General features: G+C 72.4%; 17 protein-coding genes. 10 read left to right on the top strand and 7 right to left on the bottom strand.

Going from position 1 to position 18894, the window contains the following annotated elements; genetic code table 11:
• Window positions 1-53 precede the first annotated feature (53 nt).
• Complete coding sequence (locus EV279_RS00590) at window positions 54-728, bottom strand: SDR family NAD(P)-dependent oxidoreductase (RefSeq protein ID WP_133541002.1); 675 nt, start codon at window positions 726-728, stop codon at window positions 54-56.
• Window positions 729-848: 120 nt separating this feature from the next.
• On the opposite strand from EV279_RS00590, the gene EV279_RS00585 reads away from it, so the two are divergent.
• Window positions 849-2258 carry an MFS transporter gene (locus EV279_RS00585; RefSeq protein WP_133544456.1) on the top strand — a complete coding sequence of 470 codons (1410 nt, stop codon included), beginning with the start codon at window positions 849-851 and terminating at the stop codon, window positions 2256-2258.
• Between the two features lie 234 nt (window positions 2259-2492).
• Here the strand turns inward: EV279_RS00585 and EV279_RS00580 are convergent, their stop codons facing one another.
• A complete protein-coding gene (locus tag EV279_RS00580; protein WP_208109438.1) occupies window positions 2493-3950 on the bottom strand; it encodes a DUF6421 family protein in 1458 nt (485 codons plus the stop codon).
• Window positions 3951-4114: 164 nt separating this feature from the next.
• Between EV279_RS00580 and EV279_RS00575 the strand changes: the two genes are divergently transcribed.
• The 6 genes from EV279_RS00575 (at window position 4115) to EV279_RS00550 (ending at window position 10029) form a co-directional block, all read left to right on the top strand.
• A complete protein-coding gene (locus EV279_RS00575) occupies window positions 4115-4573 on the top strand; it encodes a winged helix-turn-helix transcriptional regulator (protein ID WP_279526923.1) in 459 nt (152 codons plus the stop codon).
• A 28-nt stretch (window positions 4574-4601) separates the two neighbouring features.
• Window positions 4602-5585, top strand: coding sequence for a diacylglycerol kinase family protein (locus tag EV279_RS00570; protein WP_133540998.1), 984 nt, complete (start codon window positions 4602-4604; stop codon window positions 5583-5585).
• A gap of 82 nt (window positions 5586-5667) precedes the next feature.
• The gene (locus EV279_RS00565) at window positions 5668-6819 is read left to right on the top strand and encodes a histidine kinase (RefSeq protein WP_133540996.1); all 1152 of its coding nucleotides are present in this window, start codon (window positions 5668-5670) and stop codon (window positions 6817-6819) included.
• Window positions 6816-7454: a response regulator transcription factor gene (locus EV279_RS00560; protein ID WP_133540994.1), complete on the top strand. Its 639-nt coding sequence runs from the start codon at window positions 6816-6818 to the stop codon at window positions 7452-7454. Before EV279_RS00565 ends, EV279_RS00560 begins: the two co-directional genes overlap by 4 nt.
• A 242-nt stretch (window positions 7455-7696) precedes the next feature.
• Window positions 7697-8569: an ABC transporter ATP-binding protein gene (locus tag EV279_RS00555; protein ID WP_133540992.1), complete on the top strand. Its 873-nt coding sequence runs from the start codon at window positions 7697-7699 to the stop codon at window positions 8567-8569.
• Window positions 8566-10029: an ABC transporter permease gene (locus EV279_RS00550; protein WP_133540990.1), complete on the top strand. Its 1464-nt coding sequence runs from the start codon at window positions 8566-8568 to the stop codon at window positions 10027-10029. The genes EV279_RS00555 and EV279_RS00550 overlap by 4 nt, the downstream gene beginning before the upstream one ends.
• A gap of 201 nt (window positions 10030-10230) precedes the next feature.
• On the opposite strand, the gene EV279_RS00545 is transcribed toward EV279_RS00550, so the two are convergent.
• Window positions 10231-10746, bottom strand: coding sequence for a hypothetical protein (locus tag EV279_RS00545; RefSeq protein ID WP_133540988.1), 516 nt, complete (start codon window positions 10744-10746; stop codon window positions 10231-10233).
• A gap of 66 nt (window positions 10747-10812) precedes the next feature.
• Here EV279_RS00545 and EV279_RS00540 point away from each other — a divergent pair, with 66 nt between their 5' ends.
• On the top strand, window positions 10813-11460 hold the full coding sequence (locus EV279_RS00540) for a 2-phosphosulfolactate phosphatase (protein WP_133540986.1): 648 nt from the start codon (window positions 10813-10815) through the stop codon (window positions 11458-11460).
• A 167-nt stretch (window positions 11461-11627) separates the two neighbouring features.
• Here EV279_RS00540 and EV279_RS00535 read toward each other — a convergent pair whose 3' ends face one another.
• The 3 genes from EV279_RS00535 to EV279_RS00525 form a co-directional block, all read right to left on the bottom strand.
• Window positions 11628-12119, bottom strand: a complete 492-nt coding sequence (locus EV279_RS00535; protein ID WP_133540984.1) for a SprT-like domain-containing protein — start codon at window positions 12117-12119, stop codon at window positions 11628-11630.
• Window positions 12120-12149: 30 nt separating this feature from the next.
• A complete protein-coding gene (locus EV279_RS00530) occupies window positions 12150-12671 on the bottom strand; it encodes a tetratricopeptide repeat protein (protein ID WP_133540982.1) in 522 nt (173 codons plus the stop codon).
• Window positions 12672-12773: 102 nt separating this feature from the next.
• The gene (locus EV279_RS00525; protein ID WP_133540980.1) at window positions 12774-13640 is read right to left on the bottom strand and encodes a fused MFS/spermidine synthase; all 867 of its coding nucleotides are present in this window, start codon (window positions 13638-13640) and stop codon (window positions 12774-12776) included.
• Between the two features lie 154 nt (window positions 13641-13794).
• Between EV279_RS00525 and EV279_RS00520 the strand changes: the two genes are divergently transcribed.
• Together EV279_RS00520 and EV279_RS00515 are read left to right on the top strand one after the other, a co-directional pair.
• Complete coding sequence (locus tag EV279_RS00520; protein ID WP_133540978.1) at window positions 13795-14550, top strand: 5-oxoprolinase subunit PxpA; 756 nt, start codon at window positions 13795-13797, stop codon at window positions 14548-14550.
• On the top strand, window positions 14544-16205 hold the full coding sequence (locus EV279_RS00515; RefSeq protein WP_243728378.1) for an urea amidolyase family protein: 1662 nt from the start codon (window positions 14544-14546) through the stop codon (window positions 16203-16205). The genes EV279_RS00520 and EV279_RS00515 overlap by 7 nt, the downstream gene beginning before the upstream one ends.
• 9 nt (window positions 16206-16214) lie before the next feature.
• Here the strand turns inward: EV279_RS00515 and EV279_RS00510 are convergent, their stop codons facing one another.
• Window positions 16215-18839 (bottom strand): DUF4062 domain-containing protein, encoded by a 2625-nt coding sequence (locus EV279_RS00510; RefSeq protein WP_133540976.1) that lies wholly within the window; start codon window positions 18837-18839, stop codon window positions 16215-16217.
• Window positions 18840-18894: the final 55 nt, after the last annotated feature.

The raw sequence follows: 18894 nt of genomic DNA, 5'->3' as shown, positions 1-18894 counted from the left end.
ACCCCCTTGCGCCGGCTCTCGCGACGGAATCGAAGGAGTTGTGCAGGCCGAGGTCAGGAGCCCAGGGTCACGACCGTGTCGTTGATGTCAGCTGCCTCGGCGTCCCAGAGGCCGAGGAAGGCGTCGGCGAGGGTCTGCTCCAGGCCGTCCAGCGCCTTGACCCGGAACACGACGGATGCCGCGACCTGGGGCCCCGAGGCATCCCGAGCCGCCTTGGCGAAGCCCTGTGCGACGGCGCGCGACCACGCCTCGCTCGCGGCCTTGACCGCGGCGTAGTTCGCCCCGCCCGCCAGCGGACGGGCCACCGCCGTTGAGGAGATGATCGCGAGCCGCCCCGCGTCCGAGGAGCGGAGGTCGTCGTCGAACGCGCGGCTCACGTGCCGGAGAGAGGTGAGCGAGCGCTCGAGGAACCGGTAGTCGACGTCGGTCTGCCCGGCCAGGCCCCCACCGCCGCGCCAGCCGCCGACGAGGTTCAGCACCCCGTCGATGCGTCCGATCTCGGTGTGGATGTCGTTCGCGAGAGCCTCCACCGACGGCTCGTCCGTCAGGTCGCACACGAGTGTCCGCACGCCGGACAGCCCGGCGGAAAGCTCCTGGAGCTTGGCCGGATCGCGACCGACGACGACCACCTCCGCGCTGCGATCGAGCGCCGCACGCGCGACGACCGCTCCCACGGTGCTCGTCCCGCCCGCGAGCAGGATGGTGCGGCCCTCCAACGACGTCGTCATCACCCCATCCTCCCACTCGGGCTTACGGATGTCCGGGGCTCCCGTTAGCCTCGCCCCATGGCCTCTGACAACCGTGCGGCGGCCGCCTCGACCGAGACGGTTCTCGCCCCGCCCGGCGGCATGCGCGTCTTCGTGCAGGTGCTCGTCAACACCGCGGTGGCGAACATCACGACGAGCTTCCTGTGGTTCGCCCTCACCTTCTGGGCGTACCTCGAGACCCGGTCGGTGCTCGCGACGGGCGTCATCGGCGGCGTCTACATGCTCCTGATCGCGCTGTTCGGGATGCTGTTCGGCACCGTCGTCGACCGCCACCGCAAGCACCGCGTGATGGTGCTGTCGGGTTTCGTCACGCTCGCGGCCTTCCTTCTCGCCGGGGCGCTGTGGCTCGCCCTCGGCGAGCAAAGGCTCGTCGACCTCGCCCAGCCGTGGTTCTGGATCTTCTCGGCCATCATCCTGGCGGGCGCCGTCGTGGAGAACCTGCGCAGCATCGCGCTGTCGACGACCGTGACGCTGCTCGTCCCCGTCGAGCGCCACGCCAATGCCAACGGCCTGGTCGGCACCGTGCAGGGCATGGCCTTCATGGTGACGAGCATCTTCAGCGGACTCGCGATCGGGCTGCTCGGGATGGGGTGGACCCTCGCCATCGCCCTCGTGCTGACGGCGGGCGCGCTCGTCCACCTCCTCTTCATCCGGATCCCCGAGGCGCAGCCGGCCGCGTCGGGCGAGAAGATGCCCCTCATCGACCTCAAGGGGAGCATCCGCGCAGTCGCGGCGGTGTCGGGGCTCTTCGCGCTCATCATCTTCTCGACCTTGAACAACCTCATCGGCGGCGTCTACATGGCGCTCATGGACCCGTACGGCCTCACGCTCTTCCCGGTCGAGTGGTGGGGAGTCGTGCTCGGCGTCACGGCGACGGGCTTCATCATCGGAGGGGCGTTCGTCGCGAAGTTCGGCCTGGGCAGGAACCCCATCCGCACGCTGCTGCTGGTGGCGATCGTGATGGGCTTCCTCGGAGCGCTGTTCACCGTTCGCGAGTGGTGGTGGTTGTACGCCCTGGGCATCTGGCTGTACATGTGCCTCATCCCGGTGGCCGAAGCCTCGGAGCAGACCGTGATCCAGCGCGTCGTGCCGTACGCGACGCAGGGGCGCGTGTTCGGGTTCGCGCAGGCCTTCGAAGCCGCGGCCGCTCCGATCACCGCGTTCCTCATCGCGCCGATCGCGCAGTTCTGGATCATTCCGTACATGAACTCCGCTGAGGGGCAGGAGACGTGGGGATGGCTCCTCGGCGACGGGGAGGCGCGCGGGATCGCGCTGGTGTTCCTGGTCGCGGGCCTCCTCATGGTCGTGGTCGCGCTGCTGGCTTTCACGACCCGCTCGTATCGCACCCTCTCAAGGGAGTACGAGACGGGGGAGACCGGCGACCCGGCCGCCACGACCCCCGGCGACCCTGCCGTTGCCGGTGCTGCGGGCGCCGCGGAGGCATCCCTCGCGGATTCGCCGGTGTCGGCTCCGGAATCCCCCCGCCGCTGAGCCGCCGAGGCATCGCGCGAGCGGAGGACGATTCCGTTCCGGCGCGTCCTCCCGTCCTCGGATCCCCTCCGCCCGGCGCGGGTCGGCAACCACCGCCCGGCGGAGGGCATCGCGCGAGCGGAGGACGATTCCGTTCCGGCGCGTCCTCCCGTCCTCGGATCCCCTCCGCCCGGCCGCGCCGGGACCCCGACGGCCGACAGGATGCCGCGCCCGGCGGGACGCGGCATCCACGACTCAGTCGGTGCCGCGGATCCCCGCCGTCGAATCGATGACGGGGCGCATCTTCTTCTCCAGCGCCTCGTAGAACATCGACAGCGGGAACTCGTCGTCGAGGACTGCGTCGGTGTACCCCTTCGGCGCACCGGCGAGCACCTCGTCGGAAAGGCCGCGCGCCCACGCCGATGCAGGGTGGGGCGTCAAGGTGCCGCGCACGAGGTCGTACGCCGCGAGCCAGTGCGCCGTCTTCGGGCGATCGATCGAGCGCCAGTACAGCTCGTCGATCGCATCGCCGAGGGCGACGACCGCCGCCGGCACCTCGGCCCAGTCGAACGCGAGCGACGTGTCGGTCCAGTGCAGCACGTTCCGCTGATGCAGCCACGCGAAGAGCAGCTGGCCGCCGAGTCCGTCGTAGTTGCGCACCCTCGACCCGGTGATCGCGAAGCGGAAGATGCGGTCGAAGATCACGGCGTACTGCACGAGCACCGCGTGCTTGAGGGTCTCGCCCTCGGTGGCGCTCAGCGTCTCGCCGTCCTCGACGCGTGCGCGAAGCCGCGCGGTGATCGCGACGCATTCGCGGAACGCCGTGAGATCGCACCTCAGCTCTTCGAGCGAGTACAGGAAGTACGGCATCCGCTGCTTGATCATGAAGGGATCGAACGGCAGATCGCCTCGCATGTGGGTGCGGTCGTGGATGATGTCCCACATCACGAACGTCTGCTCCGCGAGCTCCTGGTCGTCGAGCATCGCCGCGGCCTCCGCGGGCAGCTCGAGCTTCGTGATGTCGGCGGCGGCGCGCACGACGCGGCGGTAGCGTGCCGCCTCGCGATCCTGGAAGATCGCTCCCCACGTGAACGGGGGGATCTCGCGCATCGTGACGGTCTCGGGGAAGAGCACGGCGGAGTTCGTGTCGTACCCGGGCGTGAAGTCGACCAGGCGCAGCGACACGAAGAGCTTGTTGCCGTAGTCGCCCGCTTCGAGCTCCGCGATGAACTCGGGCCAGATCACCTCGACGATCACCGCCTCCACGAAGCGGTTGCGGGAACCGTTCTGCGTGTACATGGGGAACACCACGAGGTGGCGGATGCCGTCGATCCGGTGCTTCTGGGGCTGGAATGCCACGAGCGAGTCCAAGAAGTCGGGGATGCCGAATCCGCCGTCCGCCCAGCGCTCGAAGTCACGGCGCGAAGCCGCGAGGTACTCGGCGTCGTGCGGGAACTCCGGGGCGAGCTCGAGGATCGCCGCCGCGATGACCTCCACGCACACCCGGGCCTCGGCGTGGTCGGCCGGATCCGGCACCGATCCGTCCTGGGCCTGCATCGTCTGGAGCGTCGTCGCGGCATCCTTCAGCCGGTGCCACGCGGCGCTCGTCTCCACGCCCGACGCGGTCGCGGCCGATCCAGAGGCGTCCTCCACGACCTCGGGCTCGCCGACGATCGCCTTCACCGCACCTTCGTGCATGTGGCTGATGGACATGGAAACCTCCGATCAAGTGATCCGCGGACGGGTGACACGACGATTCTACGGAATTCTTCCGGCGCGGACGACCCACGCCAGGATGGCTTCCAGGTCGAACGAAACCGAGTACTCTCCCGCACATGAGCACTGACGAGCCGGCGGCCGCACCAGCGCCGTCGAGGGTGGAGGACCCCGTCGACTCGAGCATCATCCGCGAGGTGTCTCGAGATGCCCGGGCCACCCTCGCAGACATCTCCAGGGCCGTGGGTCTCTCGGTGTCGGCGGTGCAGGCCCGTCTTCGCCGCCTCGAGGCGCGGGGAGTCATCGCCGGCTACCGAGCCGTTCTCGATCCGGAGGCGGTGGGCCGCCCGCTCGCCGCCTTCATCGAGATCACGCCCCTCGATCCGGCGCAGCCCGACAACGCCCCGGAGCTCCTCGAGCACCTGGCCGCCATCGAGGCGTGCCACTCCATCGCAGGCGACGCGAGCTACATGCTCTTCGTGCGGGTTCCGTCGCCGCGCGATCTCGAGACGCTGATCCGCGACATCCGCCTGGCAGCGTCGGTGAACACCCGCACGACCGTCGTCCTGCAGACGTTCTACGAGAACCGCCCGATCGTTCCTGCGCAAGGGGACACCTGACACGGTCCTGTCCGGCTAGCCTCGCGACATGCAGACGCCGGGGATTCCGCTCGAACCGCGCCCCACGGGTGCGGGGGTGCTCATCGTGCGCAACCTGCGCTCGGGGCGCGACGTCATCCGCCGGGATCCGGCGGACGTCATCACCGAGCGGCTGCCCGACGCGAGGGTGCACGAGCTCGCCGAGGGCGAGCTGCTGAAGGACGCCGTGGCGAGGGCGCTCGCAGGCGACGATCCGCCGTCCGTGCTCGCCGTGCTGGGCGGTGACGGATCCGTCTCGCGCATGGCGCATCTCGCCAGACGGCACGACCTGCCCCTCCTCGTGCTCCCGGGCGGGACGTTCAACCACTTCGCGCGCGCCGTCGGGATCGACGACGTCGGCACCGCGATCGACGCCCTCGTCGCCGGGGAGGGGACGACGGTGACCGCGGCGGAGGTGTCGGCCGGCGACGGAGAGCCTGTCACGGTGCTCAACGCGATCTCCGTCGGGACGTACCCGCAGGTCATCGCCGAGCGCGAGGACCGCATGGACGACATGGGCAAGTGGCTGGGCGGGGTGGCGGCGACCTGGCGCGCACTGCACGACGCAGCGCCCGTCGTCATCGGCCGCGAGGGCAGGCACGCCAAGGTGTGGTCGGTCTTCATCAGCGTCGGCCGCAACGCACCCGAGCGGGTCGCCATGATGCAGCGGCAGACGATCCACGACGATCTCCTGGACGTGCGCATCCACCACGCCCGCGGGTCACGCCTCCGAGCCGTGGCATCACTCGCCTTCGGCCGCAAGACGACCGCCCTCCTGCGCGCCGTGCGCCTGATGCCCCCGGAGTCCGACGTCGAGCGGCTCGTCGTGCCGGAGCTCGACCTCTCGGTGCGCACGTCCGAGGGTTCGGCATCCGTCTACGTCCACGACGGAGAGCTCGAGGAGGAGACGCCGCAGGGCTATCGTCTGCGCTGTCGCATCGTCCCCGACGCCGTGCGGGTCTACGCCCCGGCGTCCGCCGCACGAGCGGACTGAGCCGTCGCGTCACTCGCGCGGAGGAGGCGGATACATCGCAGGTCGGATGCCGCGGCATCCGACCTCCCGTAGCGTGAAGTCGATGTTCCGCCGCCTGCTGCCCTACCAGATCGTGGTCGACGTCGTTCTGGCAGGACTGTTCGCCGCGGTCGCCGCGCCGATCGAGCTGGGCCTCGGGCGAGCGGTCGATGCCAACGCGCTCGGCGCGACGCTCGTCGTCGTGATCTTCGCCGGTGCCCTCGCCGTCCGCCGGCTCTCGCCGGGCCTGTCGCTCGGGCTCGCCTGGCTGGGGGCGATCGTGCAGATGAGCTTCGGTCGGAGCCCCGGCTTCGCGGACCTCGCGATCTTCGCGGTGCTCTACGCGACCGCGGCCTACGGCTCGCGCGTGGTGTTCTGGCTCGGCTTCTCATCGACGATCGTCGGCGCCGGTGTGATCACCCTCTACCTCTTCGCCGGGCCTGTCGCCGTGGTGGGCCTCGACTGGTCGACGATCACGACCGCGGCCGCCGTGCTCATCGCGGCGACCTTCGCGCTCCTGCTGGCCTGGACGGTCGGCGCCCTCGTGCGCACCGCCCTCCGTGCCCGGGAGAACCGCGAGGCGCAGCGCCGGGCGGAAGACGAGACCTACGCCGAGCAGGAGCGCGTGCGCATCGCGCGCGACATGCACGATGTGGTCGCGCACTCGCTCGCCGTCGTCATCGCACAGGCCGACGGGGCGCGGTATGCCGCGGCATCCGATCCCTCGATGGCGACGGCAGCCCTCGGAACGATCTCGTCCACCGCCCGGTCGGCGCTCGCCGACGTGCGGCTGCTCCTGTCGCAGCTCCGGCACAGCCAGGGTGACGGGCCCCAGCCGACGCTCGCCGATCTCGAGGAGCTCTACGCGCAGGTGCGCGCGGCGGGCATCGAGCTGCGGGTCGACGTCGATCCCGCACCGCCTGGGGATCCGCCGGCGGCCGTGCAGCTGGCCGTGTACCGCATCCTGCAGGAAGCCCTGACGAACGCCCTGCGCCACGGCGACGGCGGGGTCGTCGAGGTGCGCCTGGCGTGGCCGGCCGAGCGCGTCGATCTGCTCGTGCGCAACGGGGTGTCGACGGATGCCGCGTCCCGCGCGGGTAACGGCGTCATCGGAATGCGCGAGCGCGCTCAGCTCGCCGGCGGCACGCTCACCGCGGAGGCCGTCGACGCGGTGTTCGTGGTGCGGGCGAGCCTGCCGATCGGGGTCGGGCGGTGATCCGCGTCGCGCTCGTCGACGACCAGGCGCTCTTCCGGGCGGGGATCCGGATGCTGGTGGATTCGCAGCCGGATCTCGAGGTGGTCGGCGAGGCGTCGGACGGGCGCGAGGCGCTCGGCGTCGTGCGGGCCACGAGGCCGGACGTCGTGCTGATGGACATCCGGATGCCGGTCCTCGACGGGCTCGCAGCGACGGCGGAGCTGCTCCGCGACGACGAGCCGCCGCGGATCGTGATGCTCACGACGTTCGACCTCGATGAAGCCGCCGCTCGCGCCATCCGGCAGGGGGCGAGCGGCTTCCTTCTCAAGGACGCCGACCCCGAGTTCCTGCTCGCGGCGATCCGCACCGTGCATGCCGGGTCGGCCGTGATCGCGGCATCCGCCACCCGTGACCTCTTCGCGCACTTCACGGATGCCGCGCCTCGGCCTATCCCCCCGGGCTACCGCGACCTGACCGAGCGCGAGCGTGAGATCTTCGCGCTCGCCGCGCGCGGCCTGTCGAACGCCGAGATCGCGGCGCGCGAGTTCCTGTCGGAGGCGACGGTGAAGACGCACATCAGCCGCATCCTGACCAAACTCGGCCTGCGCGACCGGGTGCAGCTCGTGGTCTTCGCCTTCGAGCACGGCCTGGCCTGACGGCCGTCGCGGGTCCGGGCTCGTCCCCTCGTCTCGCTGCGCTCGCTCGGGGACCGGATCTCCGCGGGTGCGGGGTCGTCCCCTCGTCTCGCTGCGCTCGCTCGGGGACCGGATCTCCGCGGGTCTGGGGTCGTCCCCTTGTCTCTCCGGGCGCGGCCGCGCACGAGGATCATCCTCGAGACGGATCCGGATGCCCCTTCCGGCCGACGCGGCGCCGCGAGTCCGGTTCCTAGCGTCGGAGCATGCACATCTCATCGACCGATCTGGGTCTCGCGGCCCGGGTCCACCAGCTCACCAAGACGTACGGATCCGGAGAAGGCGGGGTCACCGCGCTGGACGGCGTGAGCGTCGGCATCCGCCGCGGGGAGTTCACGGCGATCATGGGCCCCTCCGGTTCGGGCAAGTCCACGCTCATGCACATCATGGCGGGCCTGGATGCCCCGACCCGCGGTCGCTCGTGGATCGGTGACACCGAGATCACGGGTCTCGGCGACCTCGAGCTCACGATCCTCCGCCGGCGCCGCGTCGGCTTCGTCTTCCAGGCCTTCAACCTCGTGCCGACGCTCGACGCGCTGGGCAACATCCTCCTTCCGTTCGACCTCGACGGGCGGCGCCCGTCCGCTCACGAGCGTGCCCGCATCGACGGCCTCATCGATACGCTGGGCCTCCGATCCCGGCTGCGTCATCGCCCGCACCAGCTCTCCGGCGGCCAGCAGCAGCGGGTCGCGATCGCGCGGGCGCTGGCCACCGCGCCCGACCTCGTCTTCGCCGACGAGCCGACGGGCAACCTCGACTCCCGCACCGGACGCGAGGTGCTCGCGCTGCTGCAGACCGCCAGCCGCGAGCACGGCCAGTCCATCGCCATGGTCACGCATGACCCCATCGCCGCCGGCCACGCCGACCGGGTCCTGTTCCTCGGCGACGGACGCATCACGGCCGACAAGCCGCGCCAGAGCGCGGAGCAGATCTCGGCCTACATGTTCGCCGCCGAGCTCGCGTCGGCTCCGGCCGCGTCGGCTCCGGCCACGTCGGCGGTCCCGATCGCGACGGCGGCGCAGGCTCCGGCCGGCTCCACCGTCGCGGCCGTCGGCGAGGGCGCCGAGGTGCCGGCATGACCGCGCTGGCGGTAGAGGAGCGGATGCCGCGTGCCGAGGCATCCGTCCCCCTCGCGTGGCTCCGCGAACGCGGGATGGGCGCGAGCATCCTCGTCGCCGCGCTCTCGAGCGCCTTCGGCGTCGTGCTCATCTCGGCGACGGGGTTCATCGGCGCGATGCTGCGCGCGGATCCGTATCTCGGCGACAGCGGCACGCTCGCGTTCGTGCTGAGCTTCCTCACTACCCTGCTCGTCGGGGTGGCCGTGTACGTGGCGGCGATCGTGACGGCGAACACCTTCTCCACGGTGGTCGCCGGGCGCACGCGTCAGATCGCGCTGCTGCGGCTCATCGGCGCGTCGGCGCGGGCCCAGCGTGCCGAGATCGCACGCCAGGGGCTGATCGTCGGCGCGGTGGGCGCGATGCTCGGCCTCCTGGCCGGCACGGCGCTCGCCGCGGGCGGGGTGCAGCTCATGATCGGGCTGCTCGGGCTGGACGGTGTGTCCTACCCGATCGTGCAGGGCGTGCTCCTGCTTCCGGCGGCGATCGTCGCGCTGACGACGTGGGCGGCAGCGTGGGCCGGTTCCCGCCGGGTGCTGACGGTGACGCCCCTTCAGGCCCTTGGGGGCTCGGTCGAGGCCTCTCGCGAGACGGTCGCGCGGCGGAGCGCACGCAACGTCGCCGCCGTCGTGCTGTTCGCGATCGGCGGCGGGCTGCTCGCGCTGGGGATCCTCGCCGGCCTCGTCACCCCGCTCGGCGTGGTCGTCGCGTTCGTCGGCGGCATCCTGTCGTTCACCGGTCTCGCGCTCGGAGCTACGCTCGTCATGCCACCGGTGCTGCGGCTGGTCGGGCGCGCGCTCGGCGGGTCTGCGCCGGCGCGGCTCGCCGCCGAGAACGCCCTCCGCTACCCCGAGCGCTCCAGTCGCATGGCGATCGGCGTGGTGATGGGCGTGACGCTCGTCACGATGTTCGCCGTCGCCCTCGAGACGGTGAAGGCGGTGCTCACGGTTTCGGCGGGCGGGGAGCTGCCTGGGGAGATGTCGACCGTGATCGACTCGTTCGGGGCGGTCATGATGGCGCTCGTCGCCGTGTCGGCGGTCATCGCCGGCGTGGGCCTGGTCAACCTCCTGACCCTCGGCGTCGTTCAGCGCCGTCGCGAGCTCGGACTGCTGCGCGCGCTCGGGCTCTCAAACACGCAGGTGCGCCGCGTCGTGCTGCTCGAGGCGGCGCACATCACGATCGCCGCGCTCGGTACGGGCCTCGTGCTCGGAACCGCCTACGGCTGGGCCGGCGCGCAGTCGCTGCTCGGCTCGGTCCCGATCGATCCGGTAACGCCGCGGACGATGAATCTCGTCGCGCCCGCCGTGCCCTTCTGGCCGATCGTCGCCGTCGTCGCGGCGACGGCACTGCTCACCCTGATCGCCGCGGTCGTCCCGACACGGCTGGCGACCCGCGTCGCTCCCGTCGAGGCTCTCGCGGAGTGACGGGGGAGGCTCGGTGCCCGTTCGGGGGGCGCCGAGCAGGGGAGGGATGCCGCGGCCCGGCTTCGCTGCGGCATCCCTCCTCACGCCGGCGTCATCGCGCGCGTGCACCGTGCCGTTCGTGTAGGCCGCCCGTTGCCGCACGACCGCGCGACGCGAGGACAGGATCGCCACATCGGCCCGGCAGCTCGCGACCGCGGAGCGTCAGGCCGCGAGGGGCTCGTCCGGTTCCGGGTCGTGTGCCCAGCTCGGTGCGAGGGCGCGGATCCGGGCCGCCCGCCACTGCCACACCGACCACAGGACGGGCCAGAGGGCCGGAGCCGTCGGGCCCCCGATGACGAGGCGGTCCCGCCACAGCGTCTTGGAGGGGTCGCCCGGCGCGGCGGAGATCGCCATCTGGTGGTCCCAGACGTCCAGACTCGCGAGCGGACCGGTCAGCGGGATCCCGCTGTCGCGGAAGATCCGCACCTCGCCGTGCTCATCGCGGGTGACGCGTTCGCTCATGTGGATGAGCTGGCGGCCCATCGGCAGGAATCCGAGGGCGCTCAGCTGCACGGGCACATCGTCTCCCGGCGACCATGACGTCGGAAGGCCGTGCGGCACGAGCGGGTCGAGATCCATCACCGGGCCGTACAGCTCCGCGACGGCGCGGGGCGAGTGCACGGCTCGCCACGCGGCATCCGCATCGCAGTCGATCACGAGCTTGAGGAGAACGCGCATGGGCTCAGTCTCGCACCGGATCCTGCGCTGCTCGGGGGCTTGCGGAGCCCCGCCTAGGCTGTCGGGGTGTCGTCGCCGCAGCATCCGTTCGCGCAGTCCCCGTACCAGGTGCGGTTCGAGTGGGGCACCGACGGCCTCGCCCGCCTCGCCCCGGCCGACATCGTGGTCGTCGTGGACGTGCTCCGCTTCTCCTCGAGCGTGATCCAGGCCGTCGAGCGTGGCGAGACGGTCGTGATGGATGCCGCGTCCCGAGCGGTCTCGATCAACGGCGTCGCGGTGGCCGAGGCGGCGTCGGGTCTCGTCCTGATGGGTGGCCTGCGCAACGCCGCCGCCGTCGCGGGCGCCGTGCTCGCGGAGCAGGAGCGGCGCGGCGAGCGCACGAGCGTCGCCGTCGTCGCCGCCGGAGAGCTCACCTCGAGAGAGCGGGGGGCTCGGCTCCGGTTCGCCGTCGAGGACCTCTTCGGCGCCGGCGCGATCATCGCGGCGCTCGCCGATCGCGGCATCGACCACTCCTCGCCCGAGGCCGCCGCCGCCGCCGAGGCGTTCCGGCCGCTTCGCGGCGCGATGCGGCACCTGCTGACCGCCAGCGGATCCGGCCGCGAGCTCGCCGACCGGGTGGACGAGGTTCACGCCGCGGCAGCGGTGGACGCTTCGAGCGTCGTGCCGGTGCTCCGCGGCGGGGCCTTCGAGGCGTTCGCCGCCGGGACGCCGTAGCCGTCGAGCGGCTGTATCCGGGGGTCCCGGGCGTCGAGCGGCTGTATCCGGTGGTCCCGGGCGTTTCGTCTGCGGCGCTGCGCGCCTCCGCTCAACGACCGGAACGCGGCGCCCGGTCGTTGAGCGAGCGAAGCGAGACGAAACGCGCCCAGTCGCCGAGGAGACCTCTAGTCGCGGGGCGTCATCGCCGCCAGGCGCGTGGCCGGCGTGATCACGCGCCGGGTCCACGTGAAGAGGAAGCGCTGGTCGAAGCGCGGTGCGCAGGCGACGCACGAGGTGGCGCGAGCCGGGCGACGATGGCGGTAGGCGGTGTGCCCCGAGGGGCACACCCCGACCCACGGCGCGAGGTCGGTCGCGGTCTCGCCCGAGTGCGTCACACCGCCGACGTAGCCGAGCTCGCGGGCGACGGCCTTCCAGCGCGGGCCGTGAGCGGCATCCGGACCGGCGAGAGCATGCGCGACCTCGTGCAGCAGCGTCTGATGATTGGTGTCGTCGTCGTAGCGCGCCGCGAGGTAGCGGGAGACGGAGATGCGCTTGCGGGTGTAGTCGCACAGCCCGGCGCGGCGCTTGGCGTTGTCGAACGCGAACGACCAGGAGTCGTCGAGGTGGGTCGCCAGAAGCGCCTCGGCCCACCGGCGCACGCGATGCAGTTCCGACATGCGGAGAAGACTAGGACGGAGGTGCGACAGTCAGCTGGCGACGCGCGCCCGCCGGCGATCGGCCGCATCGACGGCGAGCAGCGTCGACTCGAGCTGGTCGTCCGAGGCGCCGGACTCCTGGCGCAGGAAGAGCGCGCGCTTGAAGTCGCGCCGCGCCGACTCGTAGTCGCCCGCCTCGTAGTGCGTCTTGCCGCGATGCTGATAGGCGAACGCCGCGATGGCGCTCCAGCCCTGGCCTTCGGCCTCCGCGGCGCACGTCGTGAGCTCGTGGTCGGCCGCCGCATAGGCGCCGCGGAACTGCAGGACCGAGGCGTGCAGGATGCGCGCGCGCAGCAGATCCTTGCGCGTTCCGGCCATGCGGGCCAGCCGCACCGACTGCTCCGACAGCACGAGTGCGTCGTCGAGGCGGTCGAGCACCTTGAGCAGCCAGACCCGCTCGAGGAGGGCGGGCAGGCTGCGCTGCTCGCCGATCTCGTCGAGCCGCTCCTTGCACTGTCGGGGGTCGATCTTCTCGCGAAGCGTGTCGGGGTCGTACCCGTGGATGAAGCTCACCGTCGACTCCTCTCCGCTGTCACCGGCGCGCTGTCCCAGTGTGCCTCGCGGTTCCGGTCGCACCGGCCCGGCACGCCGGGAGGTTCCGCCGCGGCTTCGGAATCAGCGCTCGAAGACGGATGCCGCGGGCTTCGGAGACGGAGTCGCGTCGGCGTCGGTCGCCGGACGGGCGGCCCGCACGAACTCGTCCAGCTCCGCCCCCTGCGCGACCTTGGCCGGGTGCGGACCCGCCGCCATGAGGCGCGGGAGCCACTCGGTCGGCAGCGGCGCGGGGGAGGCCGCGATGACCAGGTTCCCGAACCGGCGCCCCTTCAGCGTCTGCACTTCGGCGAGCACCACGACATGGGGGAGCACGGCGCGGACCGTCGCGACCTGGCGGCGGGCGAACATCAGGCCCGAGCCGTCGGCCACGTTGACCAGCAGCACGCCGTCGGGCGCGAGCAGGCGCGCGGCGGCGGTGTAGAACTCGTGCGTCGTGAGGTGCGCGGGGGTCTGCGCGCCCGAGTACACGTCCGACACGAGCAGGTCCACCGCGCCGACGAGCGCCGCGGGCAGCCGCGCGAGCCCCTCCCGGGCATCGCCGACGCGGATCCGGATCGCAGCGCCCTTCGGCAGCGGAAGATGCTCGCGCACGAGCTCCACGAGCGCCGGCTCGATCTCGAGGACCTGCTGCCGCGACCCCGGTCGGGTCGCTTCGACGTACCGCGGAATGGTCAGGGCCCCCGCGCCCAGATGCACGGCGGTGAGGGGCTGACCCGGCATCCGCAGGCGGTCGATCACGGCGCCCATCCGCGCGACGTACTCGAAGTGGAGGTGGGTCGGGTCGTCGAGGTCGACGTGCGACTGCGGCGTGCCGTCGACGATGAGCTCGTACCCCGTCGTGAACCCCGACACGACGATGCGCGCGAGGGTGCCGTCCGAGAGGCGGGTCTGCGGGTCGTCGCTGGGTTCCCGTCGCGCCCTGGCCATGCCTCCACGCTATCGGCAGGGTCGAGCGGTGCCGCATAACTCCTTCGATCCGCGCGGACGAGGGGCATGTCGAGGTCAACACCGGCAGCGGGCGCGCGATCTTCCGGAGTTGTGCAGGAGCGCCCGGCGGAACCGGTCGCAGTAGCGTGGAAACATGGCGTCGATCGACCTCAACGCGGACCTCGGTGAGACCGTCGACGGCGTGCCGACGGCCGACGACGAGGCGATGTTCGCCGTCGTCTCGAGCGCCAGCGTCGCGTGCGGGGGTCACGCGGGCGACGCCGTGTCGATGCGCACCGCCGTCGAGCGGGCCTCCCGGTTCGGTGTGGCAGTCGGCGCGCACCCCTCCTATCCCGACCGCGCCGGATTCGGCCGGGTGCGCATCGCCCTCGACCCGGTGGACCTGCGCGCCGCGATCGTCGGCCAGGTCGCCGCACTGGTCGCGGCCGGCGCCGACGTCCGCTACGTCAAGCCGCACGGAGCGCTCTACCACGCCGTCGCGTCCGACCGCGGCGAGGCCGACGCCGTCGCGGCGGCGATCGCCCAGCTCTCCGGCGCACTGGGGCGGCCCCTCCCCGTCCTCGGCCTCCACGGGGAGATCGTCGCGGCGGCGGAGGCGCACGGCCTGCCGTTCGTGCGCGAGGCCTTCCTCGACCGCGGCTACCGGCCCGACGGAACCCTCGTGCCGCGGGGCGAGCCCGGCGCGCTCCTCGCCGCCCCCGCCCTCGTCGCCGCGCGCGCCGTGCGGCTCGCCCGGGACGGTGTCGTCGACGCCGTGGACGGATCCGAGCTCCGAGCCGATGCGGCGTCGCTGTGCGTGCACGGCGACTCGCCCGCCGCGGTCGCGATGGCCGAAGCCGTCCGCTCCGCGCTCGACGGCGACGGCATCGCTGTGCGGCCGCCGTGGTGAACGGAGGCTCCCGCGGGCGTCTGCTGCCCATGGGCGACCGGGCGATCCTCGTCGAGGTCGCTTCCCTCGACGACGTGCTGACGCTGCGCCGGCAGCTCGAGGCATCCCGTCCCGAGGGGGTCGCCGACCTCGTGCCCGCCGCCCGGACGGTGCTCGTGCGGGTCGACCCCCGCGTCCTCCCGCTCGCCGCCGCGCGGTCCTGGCTGGATCGGACGATCGCGTCGGCGGATGCCGCGGCCGCCGCCCCCGCCGACGCGGCTCTGGTCGAGATCGACGCCGTGTACGACGGACCGGATCTCGACGAGACCGCGGGGCTTCTGCGGATGTCGGCCGAGGAGCTCGTCCGCCGGCACTCAGGCGCGGAGTGGACCGTCGCCTTCACGGGCTTCGCGCCGGGCTTCGGCTATCTCGTGAGCCCGGACTGGCCGTACGACGTGCCGCGACTGGCGAACCCGCGCACGCGCGTGCCGGCCGGCTCGATCGGCGTGGCGGGCGGCTTCTCCGGCGCCTATCCCCGCGAGACACCCGGCGGCTGGAGGCTCCTGGGGACGACGTCGGCGCCCCTGTTCGATCCGGATGCCGCGTCCCCGGCGCTCCTCGCGCCCGGCACGCGCGTGCGCTTCCGCCCGGCCGCTTCCGAGGTGGCCGGCGCGTCCGGGTTGGCCTCCTCCTCTCGTCGCTCCTCGCCCTTCCCGGGGAGCGGGCCGACGGCGGAGTCCAGCGTTCTCCGGTCCCCGAACGAGCGCAGCGGGAAGAGGGGACGACCTCGAACCGACGAGGACCGGCGACCCGGCATCCGGATCGTGGAGCCCGGACTCCTGGCGACCCTGCAGGACCTGGGTCGCACCGGCGCCGCCGCCCTCGGCGTCGCCCCGTCCGGCGCGCTGGATCGCGGGGCCCTGCGCACCGCCAATCGCCTGGTCGGCAACGACGAGGGCGCGGCCGGCATCGAGGTCACGATGGGCGGGTTCCGCGCCGCCGCGGAGCGCGACCTCTGGTTCGCGGTCGCGGGCGCGTGGGGACCGATCCGCCTCGACGGGAACGAGCTCGACCCGTACGAGGCCCACGCCTGGCCGACTGGCGCGGAGCTCCACCTCGACTGGTTCGCGCACGGCGCGCGGGCCTACCTCGCCGTGCGCGGCGGGCTGGACGGCGCCGTCGTGCTGGGCTCGCACGCATCCGACCTGCTCGCCGGTCTGGGCCCCGACCCCCTGCGCGCGGGGCAGCGGATCGGAGCGGGTGAGTCGGCATCCGCCGGCATTCCGGCCCCGGTCATCGCGCCGTGGGGTGCGCCCGCGGACGAGCTGCTGGAGGTCGCGCTCGCGGCGGGCCCCCGCGCCGACTGGTTCGCGGCATCCGCGCACCGCGAGCTCTTCGAAGCCGTCTGGACCGTCACGAACGACGCCGATCGGGTCGGCGTCCGACTCGACGGTCCCGTCTTGAGCCGCACCCGGGACGGCGAGCTTCCCAGCGAGGGGATGGTGCCCGGCGCGCTCCAGGTGCCGCCGTCGGGCCGGCCGACGATCCTCCTCGCCGACGGCCCGGTGACGGGCGGATACCCCGTCATCGCCGTGGCGACGGATGTCTCGCTCGACGCCGTCGCGCAGGCACGGCCCGGCACGCGCGTGCGGTTCCGGCACGCCCGCCCGATCTGAGCACGGCCGCTACCAGTGCTGCAGGATGGCGTCGACGCCGGACCGCTCCGCCTCCGGCAGAGCCAGGCACACGGCCTCGGCGAGGCCCATGTCCTCGCCTTCGCGCTCTCCCGCGGCGACGCCCGCGGGGTCGCTCTCGCGGAGCGCCTCGAGATAGGGCGTGTGCACCGTGAAGGCCTCCGCGTCGAAGACGCCGATCCGGTGGCGGATCGACTCGGCCGCCTGCGCGAGCGCTCCCGCTCGCCAGGCGTCGCCCTTCGCCGCCGCGATGGCGCACACCCCCTCGAGACCGTACGCGACGCCTTCGTCGTAGTGGAGCCGCAGCGAGAGGTGGAGCGTCTCGACGAACTCCGCCTCGGCGTCGGCGATCTCGCCGCGGAGGAAGTTCAGCCGGGCCCTGAGATTGCCCGCGACCGAGCTCGTGAAGATGTCCCCGCTCGCATGCGCCACACCGGCCGCTTCGTCGAAGCGACGCAGTGCGAGGTCGGTGTCGCCGCGCACCCACGCCAGCCGCGCGAGTGAGACGAGCGTGATGGCCTCCGCCCAGTTGTTCCCCAGCTCGTGGAGCTTCGCCACGGCTTCGGTCAGCTCCGCCTCGGCCTTCTCGGTGTCGTCGGAGGAGAACTGGATGCGCGCCGTCGCACGCGCGGCGAGCGCCATGGCCGAGGCATCCTCGTCGCCGCTCTCGGCGAAGAGACGGACGCACTCGCCGAGGCCAGCCACGACCTGCTCGCTCGGGCGCTGCCACATCTCGCCCCACAGCGCGAAGAACCAGGCGACGGCGCGGGTGTGCTGCGTGATGGGCTGCTCCTTCTCGAGGAGCTCGAGCATCCAGACCCGCACCTCGCCGAAGAAGCCCGCGATCCACCAGTAGATGAGCAGGCGCCACGCGAAGTCGCCCGCGTCGTCGAGCCGGTCGGTGTAGACGAGGTGACGCACGGCGGCGCGGAGGTTGGGCAGCTCGAGCCCCAGCTCGGCGACGGCGTCGGCCTGGCCGCGGCCGCCGAGGCTCGGGGCCAGGCGGCGGACCACGGTGCCGTAGTAGTGGGCGTGGGCTGCCCGCATGCGATCGGCCTCGCCGCGCTCCTTGAGGCGACCGAGGGCGTACTCGCGGACGATCGCCAGGAGCGAGTAGACCGATCGCCCCGCGATCTCGGTCGACTTCACGAGCGACCCGTCGATGAGCGCGGCCAGCCCGTCGACCGCGCCGCCGTCCCAGCTGCGGCCCGCGCCGAGCGCCTCGACGGCGTCGAGTGTGAAGCGCCGTGCGAACACGCCGAGATCGTCGAGGAGGTCGCGCTGCTCCTGGGGGAGGAGGCTCACGCTCCAGTCGATCGTGGCGCGCATCGTCCGGTGCCGCTCGGGCAGATCGCGCACGGCGGCGGTGAGGAGCGGGAGGCTCTGCTGGAGGCGCTCGGCGATGGCCTGCGGCGGAAGCAGGCGCACCTTCGCGGCGGCCAGCTCGATCGCGAGCGGAAGCCCCTCCAGGCGGCGGCAGATGTCGACGACCGCCTGCGCATTCTCGGCGGTCAGCTCGAACCCGGGCTTGGCTGCTTCGGCCCGATCGACGAAGAGCGCGCAGGCGCTCGAGCGCCGCGCGCGTTCGAGCGACGCGGGCAGGGCGTCGTCGGGTGTCGTGAGCGCCGCGACGTCGTAGACCTGCTCGCCGCGGATGCGCAGCACGATCCGGCTCGTGACGAGGAACGTGGCGCGCGGGGCGAGGTCGTAGAGGCGCACGAGGAAGGGCGCGGCATCCACGATCTGCTCGAAGTTGTCGAGAACGACCAGCACCCGCCGCCCCGCGAGGGCGTGCGCGATGCGCTCTTCGAGCGCGGCCTCGCCGTTGTCGCGGATGCCGAGGAAGTAGGCGATCGTCGTAAGCAGAAGGCTCGACTCGAAGACGCCCTCCAGAGGCACGAAGTAGGTGCCGTCGGGGAAGAGGTCGTGGCTGCTCAGGGCCGCCTCGATCGCGAGGCGGCTCTTGCCGATGCCGCCCGGGCCGATGAGGCTGACGACCCGGTGATCCGCCGCGAGGAGCGAGCGCACCGCCTGCACGTCGCGCTCGCGCCCGATCGTCGCGGTGTAGGGCACGGGCACCTTCCCCACCGTGGGGCCGACCGAGTCGGGCGCCTCGTCGGCCTCGCCGCCCCGGGACTCGTCGAAGCGTTCGGCGAGGAGGGTGGCGAGGTCGTCGGCGATGCGTTCTTGGAGTTCTTCGGCGGTGTGGAAGGGGAGGTAGGCGGCGTGGTCGTCTTTCTGGATGCGGGCGATGAGCTGTTTCAGGCGTGGTTCGCGGTTCTCGGATGCCTTGATGTAGATGAGTTTCGGCATGCTGGCGGGGGCGAGGTCGTACTCGTCTTCCAGGCCGGAGATCTGCTCGTCGGGGGCGACCCAGCCGTAGCTCTCCCAGTAGATGCCGACGAAGACGTCGGATTGGTCGAGGTAGGAGCGGTAGAGCTCGCGGGGCGGGTGGGGGCGGGCGCCGAGTTCGAACATGACGGGGGCCAGGCGCATGCGCTCGATCGCGGCGCGTGCGGCGGCGCGTTCGTCGGCGAGCTCGCGCAGGGTCGAGCTGACGAAGACCCGGATCCGCTGGTCGGGCGTGCGGATCGCGGGGCGATGGCCCCCAGTCATGACGACATCATCCCGCGTGACGGCGGCGGACGCCACGCCTCCGCGGGGGAATGGG

This window comes from Microbacterium sp. BK668, from assembly GCF_004362195.1.
GTDB lineage: Bacteria > Actinomycetota > Actinomycetes > Actinomycetales > Microbacteriaceae > Microbacterium.
Note: the sequence above shows the minus strand (reverse complement) of the source record. Positions and strands in the feature narration are given on the sequence as shown.